Raw genomic sequence first — 14,389 nt, 5'->3', positions numbered from 1 at the left:
TTTATTTTATCAAAATTTATTGAACTGAATCTGGCAACGTAGTTGTTGCAGGTTGTGGAGCATCTTGTACTTCACGATTTTCAAGGGTATTTTCAATTTCTGAACTAGTATCAACTGCGTTTACTTTAGGGGCTGCAAAGTTAGAAACTAATATTAGTGCTAATAAAATTATTGAAAGAGTCCAAGTACTTTTGTCTAAAAAACTGGTTGTGTTTTGGACACCTCCTAAAGATTGTGTTCCACCACCTCCAAATGAAGAAGATAATCCACCACCTTTTGGGTTTTGTACCATTATAATTAATATTAGCAAGAATGCTACTATCATAATCAGAACTAAAAATATTGTATACGTTGTCATGATTTATTTTTTTGTAAAATTTTAATTGCTTTAATTCGGTCTGCAAAGAAACCACTTTTTTCTGGATATTTCAAAATTAAAATGCGGTAAGCTTTAATTGCATTTTCATATTTTTTTTGTTCAAGATAAACTTTAGCTAAAGTTTCAGTCATTAAGCTTTTATCTTCTGATAAACTTTCTAATGAAATGTCCTTATTAGGAATATTCTTATCAATAGGTTTTATCTTTGGGTTTGTTTCAATAAATTGATCAATGAGTTTAAATTTAGGATGATCATTTGGTGAATTTTCAGGTTTGCTTTTCTCTCTTAAAATAGGGTTTTTAGAAATTAATTGCATCCATTCATTAAAAGAATGAGGTTCACTACTTTTAAACGAAATAGGTTTTCCTATTTCTAAAATTTTAGTTGCTTTAGTTTCTTCGGTTGTTTTTTTAGTAGTAAAACTGAATTTATCAACTAATTTTTTATGAAGTACTTCAACAGTTTTTGGTTCAATAACTTCAATTTCTTCTAAAACTTGGTAGTTTTTTGAAGAAATATTATTAAATGAAAATGATGTTATAAAATCAAAAAGTACTTTTCTATCAACAGTATATGCAGCTGTTATTTTTAAGGCTTTATTATATTTGAAATCGTTATTTTTATGAAATCCTTTTAATTGAATAGTTCTTGCAGCTTGAAAATAGGGAAATTCATTTAAAATTTCAGTTAACATAGTTGTTTGTTGATTATCAATACTTTCAGGATTTTGTAATAAATATGTAAAATCTGAATTATTCATCTTACCACTTAGCTACCGATGCGTTAAAAATATCTTGTGTAATACGTTCAATAATTTCATTAAAAGCATCATCTAAAAGTCCTCCAATTAATTGTGCATTTGCATCATAATCATAATAATGTGAAAAAGAACGTTCAAAATTATCTTCTTCTTTTTTATTGTTATAAAAACGAACATTTACAGTAATGGTTAGCCTGTTTTGTGCTGCTGTTTGTTGTGCAGTAGCAGTCATTGGGTTTATTTTGTATCCAGTAATTTCACCTTCAAATTGAAGGTCTCCACCAGAATTTACCGATGTTAAATTAGTTTGAGTATCAAATAAGTCTCTAAATTTTTGAGTAAATGTTTGACTTAAACTTGGCTCTACTAAAATAGCATTATTTGGAAAATAATCTATTTGAACAGTTTTTTCTCCAGAACTTAGGCTAATACTGTTAAATGAATAAAACCCACAGCTTTGCGTGGTTAATAAAACAAGAAATGAAATGATAATACTTAATTTTTTCATTAAAATATTTTTATTTTTTTTATAAAATAAATTCAAAGTTACTTATTTAAACTATAAATCGTATTGTTTTATTTTTCTATATAGAGTTCTTTCAGAAATACCTAACTCTTTGGCAGCTAATTTACGTTTGCCATTATTGCGTTCTAATGACTTTTTTATCAATTCAATTTCTTTTTCTTGAATAGATAAGCTTTCATCAGCATCAATAGTTTCCGCAAATTCATAATCGTTTTCTTTGTCAAATGAGTCATTAATTCTTACAACTTCTACGTTGTTTTCCTGTTCTAAATCTAAAATATTTTTATCTTCTTTATAAATTTTTTCAATAAGATTTTTATTATCTTCCTGTACTTTAACGCTGTTACCACTTCGCATTAAATCGAGCGTTAATTTTTTTAAATCATTGATATCGTTACGCATATCAAACAAAATTTTATACATAATTTCTCTTTCTGAACCAAAATCACTGTTTGATTTTTTATGGTCAATAACCGAAGGTAAATTGGTGCCTTTACTAGGTAAGTACATCAGTAGTCTTTCGGCAGAAATTTCTCTGTTTTCTTCTACCACAGAAATTTGTTCAGCAATATTGCGTAATTGACGAATATTTCCAGGGAAGCCATAGTTTTCTAGTACTTTGATAGCTTTGTCTGAAAGTCTAATTGTAGGCATTTTATATTTTTGAGCAAAATCTGAAGCAAATTTTCTAAATAGTAAATGAATATCTCCTAATCGTTCTCTTAAAGGAGGTAAATTTATTTCAATTGTACTTAATCTATAATACAAGTCTTCTCTAAATTTTCCTTTACTAATAGCACTTTGCATGTTAATATTGGTTGCAGCAACTATACGAACATTGGTTTTTTGCACTTGTGATGACCCAACTTTTATAAATTCACCATTTTCTAAAACTCTAAGCAATCTAACCTGAGTTGTTAAAGGAAGTTCTCCAACTTCATCTAAAAAAATAGTTCCGCCATCGGCAACTTCAAAATAACCTTTTCTAGTTTGTGTAGCTCCTGTAAAAGAACCTTTTTCATGTCCAAAAAGTTCACTGTCTATAGTTCCTTCAGGTATAGCGCCACAATTAACAGCAATATATTTAGAGTGTTTTCTGTGTGATAAATTATGAATTATTTTAGGAATACTTTCTTTACCAACGCCACTTTCTCCAGTTACCAATACAGAAATATCTGTTGGTGCTACTCTAATCGCTTTTTCTAGTGCACGATTTAGATGTAGGTCATTTCCAATAATTCCAAAACGTTGTTTTACTATTTGTAACGATTCCATTTTTAAACTTTTTTACCTATAAGTGTAGCTGAGGTGCAATTTTCAATATAAACTTGTACAAAATCTCCAACTTTTTCAGTCCCTTTTGGGAATACAACTACTGCATTTTGAGAGTTTCTTCCTTTCCAGTGTGCGTCAGATTTTTTAGAAGAACCCTCAATTAAAACTTCAACAGTTTTGCCTATAAATTGTTCCATACGGTACAACCCATGTTGTTGTTGCAGCTGAATAATTTCGTTAAGTCTTCTTTTCTTTACATCGTTTGGTACATCATCTGGCATTTTTTTTGCGGCTGGTGTTCCTGGTCTTTCAGAGTAAGCAAACATAAAACCAAAGTCGTATTTAACATACTCCATTAAACTTAAGGTGTCTTTATGTTCTTCTTCTGTTTCGCCACAAAATCCTGCAATCATATCTTGTGATAAAGCACAATCAGGTAAAATTCTTCTGATATTGTCTATTAATTCTATATATTCTTCACGAGTATGTTGACGATTCATTCTTTGTAAAACTGTGGTGCTTCCTGATTGGACAGGTAGGTGAATGTACTTACAAATATTAGGGTGTTTAGACATAGTGTGAATTACATCTAAACTCATATCTTGAGGGTTAGAGGTAGAAAAACGAAAACGGATTTTTGGAAATTTTGTTGCAGCTAAATCTAATAGTTGTGCAAAATCAACGGCAGTTGCTTTTGCAATATCAGAGGCATTTTTAAAATCTTTTTTTAAGCCACCACCGTACCATAAATAACTATCTACATTTTGACCTAAAAGTGTAATTTCTTTATAGTTTTTTGAAACTAGTTCATTTATTTCTTCCAAAATGCTTTTTGGATCACGGCTTCTTTCACGTCCTCGTGTAAAAGGAACAACACAAAATGTACACATATTGTCGCAGCCCCTAGTAATAGATACAAAAGCAGATACACCATTACTGTTAAGCCTTACTGGAGATACATCGGCATAGGTTTCTTCTTTAGATAAAATAACATTTACAGCATCTCTACCTGCATTAACTTCTTCTAATAAATTAGGTAAATCTCTATAAGCATCTGGACCAACTACCAAATCTACAATTTTTTCTTCTTCTAAAAATTTTGCTTTTAAGCGTTCAGCCATACACCCCAAAACTCCAACTTTCATCGTAGGGTTAATTTTTTTTACAGCATTGTATTTTTCCAGCCTTTTTCTAACGGTTTGTTCTGCTTTTTCTCTAATAGAACAGGTATTAACTAACACTAAATCTGCTTCTTCCATAACATGAGTGGTATTAAAACCCTCTTTTGAAAGTATTGAAGCAACAATTTCACTATCATTTAAATTCATTTGACAACCATAACTTTCTATATAAAGTTTTTTTGAATTGCCATCAATTTGTTCTGTTAAAAGTGCTTGCCCTTGCTTTTTTTCTTCTATAACTTTTTCGCTACCCATTATCTTTAAATATTAAAGCGCAAAGATATAACCAATATTTTAAAAATGTGACAAATTGGCAGAAATTTAACAAGTCGTTAAAAAGGTTTCTATCTCTAAATTGATTATAGTGATTTTAAATTTTATTAATTGTTTAAGAATTAAATAATATAAAGTACTGTAGCGTTTTAATAAGTTTTAACGTATTAGTAATATATACTATAAAAATAAAAACCATAAACACACAAACTTATATGAAAACTAAAATTCTTTTTTTATTTGCTGTTATATTTACTTTTATGATTTCCTGTAATAATAATGATGAGTTTGAAACTGTAAATGTTGCAAAAGCCGAATTTATGTCTCTCCAAGCATTTAGAGCATCGGTAGAGATTGTTGCACCAGTTCCAATTATTGAATCTGGTAAAATTTACGCATACAATAATTTAGTGTTGGTGAATGATATTGACAAAGGAATTCATATTATTGATAATTCGAATCCTGTATCTCCAGTTAAAATTGCTTTTATAAAAATAAAGGCAACAAAAGATATGGAGATTAAAGGCAATTATTTATACGCAGATAGTTTAATGGATTTGTTGGTTTTTGATATTTCAGACATTAATAATATTAAAGAAGTTGCACGTTTAAAAGATGTATTTCCTAGTTATATTCCAATGCCATTTATAGAGAACCTAGTTGTTGATTATGGAGAAAATGGAAATCAGGCTGGCGACATAATCGTTGGCTGGAAAATCACTCAAGAGCAACGAAGAATAGACGATGAAAGAAATTATAACACTGGAGGTGTTGTTTTTAATGATTTTATGACTCTTGCTTCTGCAGAATCTACTGGGCAAGGAGGTTCTTTAGCACGCTTTAAAATTGTTAATGATTATTTATACGCAGTAGACAGCCATAATATTAATATTTTTGATATTACTAATTTAGTAGCACCTAGAGAGTTGCAAGAAGTGCATGCTGGGTTTGATATTGAAACCATTTTTAATAAAGATAATTTACTTTTTTTAGGTAGTATGAGTGGTATGTATATTTACGATATTGAAACTCCTGAGAACCCAATATTTATTTCAGAATTTCAACACGGAACAGCTTGTGATCCAGTTGTAGTAGATGATAATTTTGCTTACATAACTTTAAGAGCGGGTAATTTTTGTGGTGCTTTTGAAAGTAGTTTAGAAATAGTTGATATTTCCGATGTGTACAATTTAGAACTTGTAAAATCGTATCCAATGGATAACCCTTATGGTTTGGGAATTAAAAATAATTTGCTTTTTATTTGTGATGGAACTTCTGGTTTAAAAGTATATAATAAAACAAAAATTGAAGATTTAGAATTACTAAACACTTTTAAAAATATTACTGCTTTTGATGTAATTCCAATGCAAAATAAGTTACTGTTAATAGGTAATAATACATTGTTTCAATATAATTATTCAGATAATGGACTTAATTTATTGAGTGAATATCATTTAAATTAAAAATAGTTTTTTCAGTAAAAACAGGCTTTAAAGCCTGTTTTTTTTATTTTTAGCAAATAGTTTTTGATAAGTATTAAAAATCTTATATACATTTGCAAACCAAAAGCACCGAAATATATATAAGGTGTTTTGTATGAAAAAAAGGAATGATTTATGGCGAAAAATTTAGTAATAGTAGAGTCACCAGCAAAAGCAAAAACAATTGAGAAATTTTTAGGGAAGGATTTTCAAGTTGAATCAAGTTTTGGGCATATTGCTGATCTACCCTCTAAAGAATTAGGAATTGATGTTGAAGGTGATTTTATGCCGAAGTACTCAGTGTCTTCAGATAAAAAACCAGTTGTTAAAAAATTAAAAAGTTTAGCAAAAAAAGCCGATACGGTTTGGTTAGCATCGGATGAGGATCGTGAAGGAGAGGCAATTGCGTGGCATTTATTTGAACAACTAAAATTGAAGGAAGAAAATACGAAGCGTATTGTTTTTCATGAAATTACTAAAAAAGCAATATTAAAAGCTGTTGAAACACCGCGTAATATTGATTATAATTTAGTAAATGCCCAGCAAGCTCGTAGGGTTTTAGACCGCTTGGTTGGTTACGAGTTATCTCCAGTTTTATGGCGAAAGGTTAAAGGTGGCCTATCAGCAGGACGAGTTCAATCGGTAGCGGTGCGTTTAATTGTTGAGCGTGAGCGTGAAATAATGAGTTTTAAGCCTGAAGCATCTTATAAAGTTGTTGCACAATTTATTACTTCTGAAGGTAAGAAGTTTAAAGCCAATTTGCCAAAAAATTTCGAAACTAAAGAAAAGGCAGCAGCATTTTTAGAATCATGTATTGGAGCAGATTTTAAAGTGGATGACTTGCAAAAGAAGCCTGCTAAAAAATCTCCAGCGCCTCCATTTACAACTTCTACTTTACAGCAAGAAGCTTCGAGAAAATTATATTTTCCGGTTGCAAAAACAATGATGATTGCACAACGTTTGTATGAAGCAGGGTTAATTACCTATATGAGAACAGATAGTGTAAACTTATCTAATGACGCAAAGAATGATGCTCAGCAAGAAATTATTTCTTCTTATGGAGAGGCGTATAGTAAACCAAGAAATTTTAGTACAAAATCTAAAGGAGCACAAGAAGCCCATGAGGCAATTAGACCTACAGATATGAGTTTGAGTTCAATATCTGTTGACTATGATCAAGATAGATTGTACGATTTAATTTGGAAAAGGACGATAGCCTCTCAAATGAGTGAAGCGCAATTAGAAAGAACTAATGTTAAAATTGCCAATAACCACAATAAAAAAGTATTGACGGCTAATGGAGAAATGATCAAATTTGAAGGGTTTTTAAAAGTATATTTAGAAGGTACTGATAATGAAGATGAAGAGCAAGCAGGAATGCTTCCAACGTTGGTAAAAGGTGAACTTTTATCAAATAAAAATATAACAGCAACAGAACGTTACACGAAAGCACCATATCGTTTTACAGAAGCCTCATTAGTGAAAAGATTAGAAGAACTAGGTATTGGGCGCCCTTCTACATACGCACCAACAATTTCTACAATTCAAAAAAGAGAGTACATAGCAAAAGGTACTGTAGAAGGTGAAGATAGAAATTATACTCAATTAAAATTAAAAGGGAATGAAATAGCTACTAAAATTTTAACCGAAAAAGTAGGTTCTGATAAAGGAAAATTGATTCCTACAGATATTGGTAATATTGTAAATGACTTTTTAGTAGAAAATTTTTCAAATATTTTAGACTTTGGTTTTACCGCAAAAGTAGAATCTGAATTTGATGATATTGCTGAAGGGAAGGAAGATTGGATTGCTATGATTAAAGAGTTTTATAAAAAATTCCACCCTACGGTTGAAGATGTTGCTGAAAATGCGGATAGAGCCAAAGGAGAACGTTTGTTAGGAGTTGACCCCGAAAGTGGTAAAAATGTATATGCTCGCTTAGGAAGGTTTGGAGCAATGGTACAAATAGGAGAAGTTACCGATGAAGAAAAACCTAGATTTGCAAGTTTACAAGGTGACCAAACATTAACATCTATAACGTATGAAGAAGCAATGGATCTATTTAAACTTCCTAAAAAAATTGGTGGATTTGAAGGTGAAGACGTTATTGTTGCTAATGGTCGATTTGGACCTTATATTAAATTTCATAAAATGTATGTCTCAATCCCAAGAGGTGAAAATCCAATGTCGGTTGATATCAACAGAGCCATTGAATTGATAAAAGAGAAACAAAAAGCAGATGCCCCTATTGCTGAATATGAAAATTTACCAGTACAAAAAGGTGTGGGTCGTTTTGGTCCATTTATTAAATGGAATAATATTTTTATCAATGTAAATAAAAAATACGATTTTGATAATTTATCACAAGCAGATATTGTTGAATTAATTGAAGATAAAAAGCAAAAAGAAATAGATAAAATTATTCATAACTGGGAAGATGAAGGAATTAGAGTTGAAAAAGCACGCTGGGGAAGATCTAATATTATCAAAGGAAAAACTAAAATTGAACTAGCAAAAACGGTTGATGCTTCTAAATTAACTTTAAACGAGGTAAAAGAGATTATTGAAAAAAATGCCCCTAAAAAGAAAACAACTAAACGTAAAGTGACTAAAAAATAAAAAATTTATTATATTGCGCTTAAAATTCTAAAAAGCCAACCAAACCCCTAATAATGAATTTTGACTTTCTAAAACCTTTAGATGATAGTTTGTTAGTACATGCTAAATTGCAGGCTAACTCTTCTCTTGGTCAGTGTATTGAAGTTTACACTGCTAAAGGTAATTTCCCTGATTTATCAAATAAGAAAATGGCACTTGTTGGTGTTGAGGAAGGACGTGCTGCCGCAGGAAATTATGATACAGGGTTTAAATTAGATGAAATTAGAAAAGAATTGTACAAATTGTACCCTGGAAATTGGCCAGTCGATATTGCAGATTTAGGGAATATATCAAAAGGAAATACAATTGAAGATACTTACTTTGCACTTAATGAAATAATCTCATATTTATTAAAAAATAAAATAATACCTATTATAATAGGCGGTGGACAGGATTTAACATATGCAAATTATAGGGCTTATGATAAGCTAGAACAAACGGTAAATATTGTAGCTGTAGATAGTAAATTTGATCTAGGTTTAATAGAAGAAGATTTAAATTCACAAACTTTTTTAAGTAAAATTGTGATGAATCAGCCAAATAATTTATTCAACTACTGCAATATAGGTTATCAAACCTATTTTAATTCACAAGAAGAAATAGACTTAATTGATAATTTATTTTTTGAAACATATAGGTTAGGAGAAGTTGTAAACTCAATACAAATTGTTGAACCAGCAATGAGAGATGCCGATATTGTTAGTATTGATTTATCTGCGGTTAGAAATTCTGATGCACCTGGAAATAATAACGCTTCACCAAATGGCTTTACAGGAGCTGAAATTTGTACAATAGCACGTTATGCAGGTATTAGTGATAAGGTTTCTTCTTTTGGAATTTATGAATTTAATTCTAAATTAGACGTCAAAAATCAAACAGCTCAATTAATTGCTCAAATGATTTGGTATTTTATTGAAGGAGTTAACTATAGAGCCAACGATTATCCTTTTGGACTCAAAGATAATTATCAAAAATATATAGTTCCTATTGAAAATGAAGTTTTAAATTTTCATAAAAGTAATAAAAGTGGGCGTTGGTGGATGGAAATTAGTTTAAATGATAATAATAAATTTAAAAGACATTCGTTAATACCATGTACTTATCAAGATTATGTTTGTGCAAGCAATCAAGAAATACCTGATAGGTGGTATAAAACATTGAAAAAAATGGTGCAATAAAATGTGTCAAATTATGAAAAATACATTTTTTGCTTTTTAAGATAATTAGTAATAGGTTTGTCTTTGTTGATTAAGAAAATAAATATGAAGAAAATATCATTGTATATTTTACTAGCATTAATAGTTTATAGTTGTAGATCAAATGATCAAGGTGAGTTAGTAGGCGTAAAGTCTAAAAGTAAATGGCAATCTGAAAAACCATTAGGTATGACTTTAATACCTGGAGGTTCTTTTACAATGGGTAAACAAAGTGAAGATATTGCTGGTTCATTAAATTCGCCGACTCGTACTGTAACTGTTAGACCATTTTATATGGACGAAACAGAAATTACTAATAGTGAATACAAAGAATTTGTTTTTTGGGTTAGAGATTCTATAGTTAGAACGGAATTAGCTTTATATGCCGAATTATTAGGAGAAGAAGGTTTAGAAGATTATAAATTTTTAAACGTTGAAGAAACTGATATGACTCCTTACCAACAATATATGATGGAAGCCTATGGAAGTATTGATGGAGATCCTAATTCACCAACACAGGGGAAGATGTTAAATTGGGAAGAAGAGATTATTTGGGATAAAAATCAATTTCCAAGTATTCAATATGCTGAAGTAATGGTTGATTCAATTTTTATACCTATTGAAGATAGCTTTGAAGGAAGAAGAATGGTGAATGTGGATAAATTGAAGTTTAAATATTATTATTTAGATCAAGAGGCTGCTGCAAAGAACGAAGGACAGAGAAGAGATTTTATTAAACAAGAAACTGTAAGAGTATACCCAGATACTACTGTTTGGGTGAGAGACTTTAATTATTCTTATAACGATCCAATGCATCAAGACTACTTTTATCACGAAGCCTATAACGATTACCCAGTTGTGGGTATTTCTTGGATTCAAGCAAAGGCTTTTTGTAGGTGGAGAACCAAAAAGAAAAATGATTTTCTGAATACCAAAAGAAAATCAACAACAGTCCCTCAATTTAGATTAGCATCCGAAGCAGAATGGGAATATGCCGCTAGAGGCGGACTCGAAAATGCAACATACCCTTGGGGAGGCCCTTATACTACAAGTGATAGAGGCTGCTTTTTAGCAAACTTCAAACCAACGAGAGGTAATTATGCCGTAGATGGAGCGTTATATACAATGGAAGCAAAATCATATTTTCCTAATGATTTTGGATTGTATAATATGGCAGGAAATGTGTCCGAATGGACAAATACTGCTTACAATGAAGAAACCTATTATTTGAGTTCAACAATGAATCCAAATGTATTGGACTCAAAAAATCATAGAAAAATAATTAGAGGAGGTTCTTGGAAAGATGTAGCTTATTTTTTAGAAGTAAGCACGCGTGACTATGAATATTCAGATTCTGCTCGAAGTTATATAGGATTTAGAACGGTACAAGACTATTTGGGTACCGACATCAAAGGAAACTAAAAATCAACCTTAAATACTAAAATTTTAAAACTTTAATTATGGCACAATCAAAATCAACTAAAAAAATCTTTAACATGGCCTATGGCCTTGGAGCTTCAATTGTTATTATTGGAGCACTTTTTAAACTTACCCACTATAGCATTGGTCCTTTAACAGGTGGTGTAATGTTAGCTATTGGATTAATTACAGAAGCAATAATTTTTGCAATTTCAGCTTTTGAACCAGTTGAAGAAGATTTAGATTGGTCGTTAGTGTATCCTGAGTTAGCAAATGGAAATAGAAGAGATAGAGATGCTGCAGAGGCTAAAGAAACTCAAAGCCTATTATCACAAAAATTAGATGATATGTTAAGAGATGCTAAGTTAGATGCAAACCTTATGAAAAGCTTAGGAGAAAGTATTCAAAACTTTAAAGGTGCAGCAGAGAATATTGCACCAGCAGTTGATTCAATTGCAGCAACTAATAAGTATAGCGAACAATTATCATTAGCTGCGGCTCAAATGGAATCTTTAAACAGTTTATACAAAGTACAGTTAGAAAGTACAAGCAAACAAGCTGAAATTAATGAACAAGTGGCAGAAAATGCAGGGAAATTGAAGGAGCAAATGGAATCGCTTGCAACCAATTTATCTTCATTAAATGGAGTTTATGGAGGAATGTTATCTGCAATGTCAGTTAAAAACTAATTAGTTATTTGTAACTAAATTATTAACCAAAAAAACTAATTAGAATGGCTTCAGGTAAATTATCACCAAGGCAGAAAATGATTAACTTAATGTACTTAGTTTTCATTGCTATGTTAGCAATGAACATGTCAAAGGAAGTATTATCTGCATTTGGTTTTATGAATGAAAAGCTAGTTGAAAATAATTCAACAGCAACAGAAAAAAATAAACAAACACTAAGCAATTTAGCAACAAAGGCACAAGAACAGCCAGAAAAATATGCAAATTTATATTCAACTGCAAGTAACGTAGATCAACTATCCAAAGATTTTACAGCATATTTAGAAGCAAAAAAAGAATTTTTTTTAACAGAACAAGAAGATCCAAAGGATTATGAAGCGATGGATCAATCAAATCTAGTTGACGAACACTTTTTTGCAAATGATAAACTTACCCAAGAAGGGCAGGAATTTGTAGATAAAATTTCAAACTATAAAACTGAAATTGTAAACCTTATAAAAGAACTTTTAGGAGAAGATCATCCACTAATTGCAGTAATTAATAAACGATTTGATACTTCAGATCAAAAAAAAGGAGTTGGTACACAGCCTTGGTTAAATAATAGATATGAAGGCTTTCCTTTAATATCAACTATTACCAATTTAACATCAATGCAAATGGATATTAAAACAACTCAATCTGAAATTTATGGAACTCTTTTAGGAGGTCAGTTAGAAAGCGATGTTTCTATGTCTAACTACAAAACAATTTTAATTCCAGAAAAATCTGCATTTTTTCAAGGTGAAAACTTTAAAGGCAAAGTTGTTTTAGGTAGATATGATTCTTCTTTAAAACCATCGGAAGTAGTTGTTAACGGACAAAATATTACAAAAATTGAAGATGGAGGAGCAATTTTAGATTTCCCTGCTGGCTCGGTGGGAGAAAGAGAAGTAAAAGGAAAATTCGTTTTTATGGAAAATGGTGAGCCTGTAGAAATTGAAATTAATAGTTCCTACGCGGTGATTCCTAAACCAAATAGCGCAGTTATTTCAGCGGATAAAATGAATGTAGTTTATAGGGGCGTGCCAAACCCTATGACTATTTCCATTCCTGGAATTCCTGACAATTTAGTAACTGCTACAGGAACAGGTTTAAACAGAGCTAGTGGATCTGGAAAATATGTTATGACTCCTAGTTCAGGGAGAGAAGTAACCATTAGAGTATCTGGAAAATTGCCAAATGGTCAAACCGTGAGTTCTTCTCAAAACTTTAGAATTAAAGATATTCCTTCTCCAGTTGGAACGATTAGAAAACAAGAAGGTTATGTAAAAATGCCAAAAACAAGTTTAGAAAATGCTACAGTAGGAGCAGCTTTGCCTGATTTTGATTTTGATTTAACTTTAAATACAACAGGTTTTACTATTAAAGTTCCAGGGCAATCAGCCGTTGTGGTTAGTGGTAGTAGAATGAATTCTCAAGCAAAAAAGGCTATTGCAAAAGCTAAAAGAGGTGAAGTTGTTATAATATTTGATATCAAATCATCGTTAGTAGGTAACAGTTCATATAAAATTAAAAATGCTTCTGCAGTTAGTATTGAGATTCAATAAATGGAAAATTAATTATGATGAATAAAAGAAATATTGGAATTTTAATTTTAGGATTTATGCTGGTAAACAACATGTTTGCTCAGTCAAATTTATTGAATGCTAAAAAACCTTCTGATATTGGTAAAAAAACTGCGGAACAATTAGCTACTGATAATGATAAACCATTAGAATATGGTTATGTTGATGATAGAGATATTCTTTGGTCTAAAGTAGTTTGGGAATATATTGATTTAAATGAGCGTATTAATTTACCAATGTATTACCCAGTAGATACTACAAACGTTTCTAAAGATAGACGTTCCTTATTCGATACTTTATTGCGTGGTATTAAAAATGATGAAATAACAGAAGTTTACGATGATTCATATTTTACAGCAAAAATGACCAAAGCTGAAATAAACAGTAAACTTTTTAGAATAGATACCACCGATGCTGGGTTTGACGAATTAAATGCAGGAAGCACAAATATTGATGAATATATAGATAAGGTTAATTTGACTTCTCAAGATATTGAAGGGTTTAAAATTAAAGGCTTGTGGTATTTTGATAAGCGTCAAGGAGAATTAAAATTTCGTTTATTAGCCATAGCTCCAGTTGCTCCAGATGTTCAAATTATGGGGAGAGAAGATATCGATATTTCTGAACAGCTTGCATTATTTTGGGTTTGGTTCCCAGATGCACGAAATGTTCTTCATAAAATGAAAGTGTTTAACCAAAAAAATTCAGCTTATCCTATTTCTTTTGATCATATACTTAATGCAAGAAGGTTTAGTTCTATTATCTATAAAGAAGAAAATATTTATGGCGATAGAGAAGTTTCTAATTATGTAAAAGGAAACGCACTTTTCCAAGTGCTAGAATCTAATAAAATTAAAGATGAAATTAGAAATAAAGAATTGGATATGTGGAACTATTAACTTTTAAAAGCAATAAATAACGAAAAACTCTTGTAACAACAACTACAA

At 30.7% G+C, this 14,389-nt stretch carries 12 protein-coding genes; 7 read left to right on the top strand and 5 right to left on the bottom strand.

Going from position 1 to position 14,389, the window contains the following annotated elements; translation table 11 throughout:
* Nucleotides 1-16: 16 nt before the first annotated feature.
* From secG to miaB, 5 genes are read right to left on the bottom strand one after another with little or no spacing between them, the layout of a single operon-like run.
* A complete protein-coding gene (gene secG / locus Q0714_RS06195; RefSeq protein WP_298263555.1) occupies nucleotides 17-358 on the bottom strand; it encodes a preprotein translocase subunit SecG in 342 nt (113 codons plus the stop codon).
* Nucleotides 355-1,140, bottom strand: a complete 786-nt coding sequence (locus Q0714_RS06190) for a tetratricopeptide repeat protein (protein ID WP_298263554.1) — start codon at nucleotides 1,138-1,140, stop codon at nucleotides 355-357. The genes secG and Q0714_RS06190 overlap by 4 nt, the downstream gene beginning before the upstream one ends.
* A 1-nt stretch (nucleotide 1,141) precedes the next feature.
* Nucleotides 1,142-1,648 (bottom strand): LptE family protein, encoded by a 507-nt coding sequence (locus Q0714_RS06185; protein ID WP_298263553.1) that lies wholly within the window; start codon nucleotides 1,646-1,648, stop codon nucleotides 1,142-1,144.
* A 51-nt stretch (nucleotides 1,649-1,699) separates the two neighbouring features.
* On the bottom strand, nucleotides 1,700-2,941 hold the full coding sequence (locus Q0714_RS06180; protein WP_298263552.1) for a sigma-54-dependent Fis family transcriptional regulator: 1,242 nt from the start codon (nucleotides 2,939-2,941) through the stop codon (nucleotides 1,700-1,702).
* 2 nt (nucleotides 2,942-2,943) lie between these two features.
* The gene (gene miaB, locus Q0714_RS06175) at nucleotides 2,944-4,377 is read right to left on the bottom strand and encodes a tRNA (N6-isopentenyl adenosine(37)-C2)-methylthiotransferase MiaB (protein WP_298263550.1); all 1,434 of its coding nucleotides are present in this window, start codon (nucleotides 4,375-4,377) and stop codon (nucleotides 2,944-2,946) included.
* Between the two features lie 233 nt (nucleotides 4,378-4,610).
* On the opposite strand from miaB, the gene Q0714_RS06170 reads away from it, so the two are divergent.
* The 7 genes from Q0714_RS06170 (at nucleotide 4,611) to gldN (ending at nucleotide 14,341) form a co-directional block, all read left to right on the top strand.
* Complete coding sequence (locus Q0714_RS06170; protein ID WP_298263549.1) at nucleotides 4,611-5,858, top strand: hypothetical protein; 1,248 nt, start codon at nucleotides 4,611-4,613, stop codon at nucleotides 5,856-5,858.
* A gap of 153 nt (nucleotides 5,859-6,011) precedes the next feature.
* The gene (topA, locus tag Q0714_RS06165; protein WP_298263548.1) at nucleotides 6,012-8,495 is read left to right on the top strand and encodes a type I DNA topoisomerase; all 2,484 of its coding nucleotides are present in this window, start codon (nucleotides 6,012-6,014) and stop codon (nucleotides 8,493-8,495) included.
* A gap of 53 nt (nucleotides 8,496-8,548) precedes the next feature.
* Nucleotides 8,549-9,712, top strand: coding sequence for a formimidoylglutamase (locus Q0714_RS06160; RefSeq protein ID WP_298263547.1), 1,164 nt, complete (start codon nucleotides 8,549-8,551; stop codon nucleotides 9,710-9,712).
* A gap of 84 nt (nucleotides 9,713-9,796) precedes the next feature.
* Nucleotides 9,797-11,152, top strand: a complete 1,356-nt coding sequence (gldK, locus tag Q0714_RS06155) for a gliding motility lipoprotein GldK (protein ID WP_298263546.1) — start codon at nucleotides 9,797-9,799, stop codon at nucleotides 11,150-11,152.
* 38 nt (nucleotides 11,153-11,190) lie between these two features.
* Nucleotides 11,191-11,838, top strand: coding sequence for a gliding motility protein GldL (gldL, locus tag Q0714_RS06150; RefSeq protein WP_298263544.1), 648 nt, complete (start codon nucleotides 11,191-11,193; stop codon nucleotides 11,836-11,838).
* A gap of 44 nt (nucleotides 11,839-11,882) precedes the next feature.
* A complete protein-coding gene (gldM, locus tag Q0714_RS06145) occupies nucleotides 11,883-13,424 on the top strand; it encodes a gliding motility protein GldM (RefSeq protein WP_298263543.1) in 1,542 nt (513 codons plus the stop codon).
* A gap of 17 nt (nucleotides 13,425-13,441) precedes the next feature.
* On the top strand, nucleotides 13,442-14,341 hold the full coding sequence (gene gldN / locus Q0714_RS06140; protein WP_298263786.1) for a gliding motility protein GldN: 900 nt from the start codon (nucleotides 13,442-13,444) through the stop codon (nucleotides 14,339-14,341).
* The last annotated feature ends 48 nt before the right edge of the window (nucleotides 14,342-14,389 follow it).

Origin of the sequence: uncultured Lutibacter sp. (assembly GCF_947493565.1) — a bacterium.
GTDB lineage: Bacteria > Bacteroidota > Bacteroidia > Flavobacteriales > Flavobacteriaceae > Lutibacter > Lutibacter aestuarii.
This window is presented reverse-complemented; position numbering and strand designations above follow the sequence as displayed.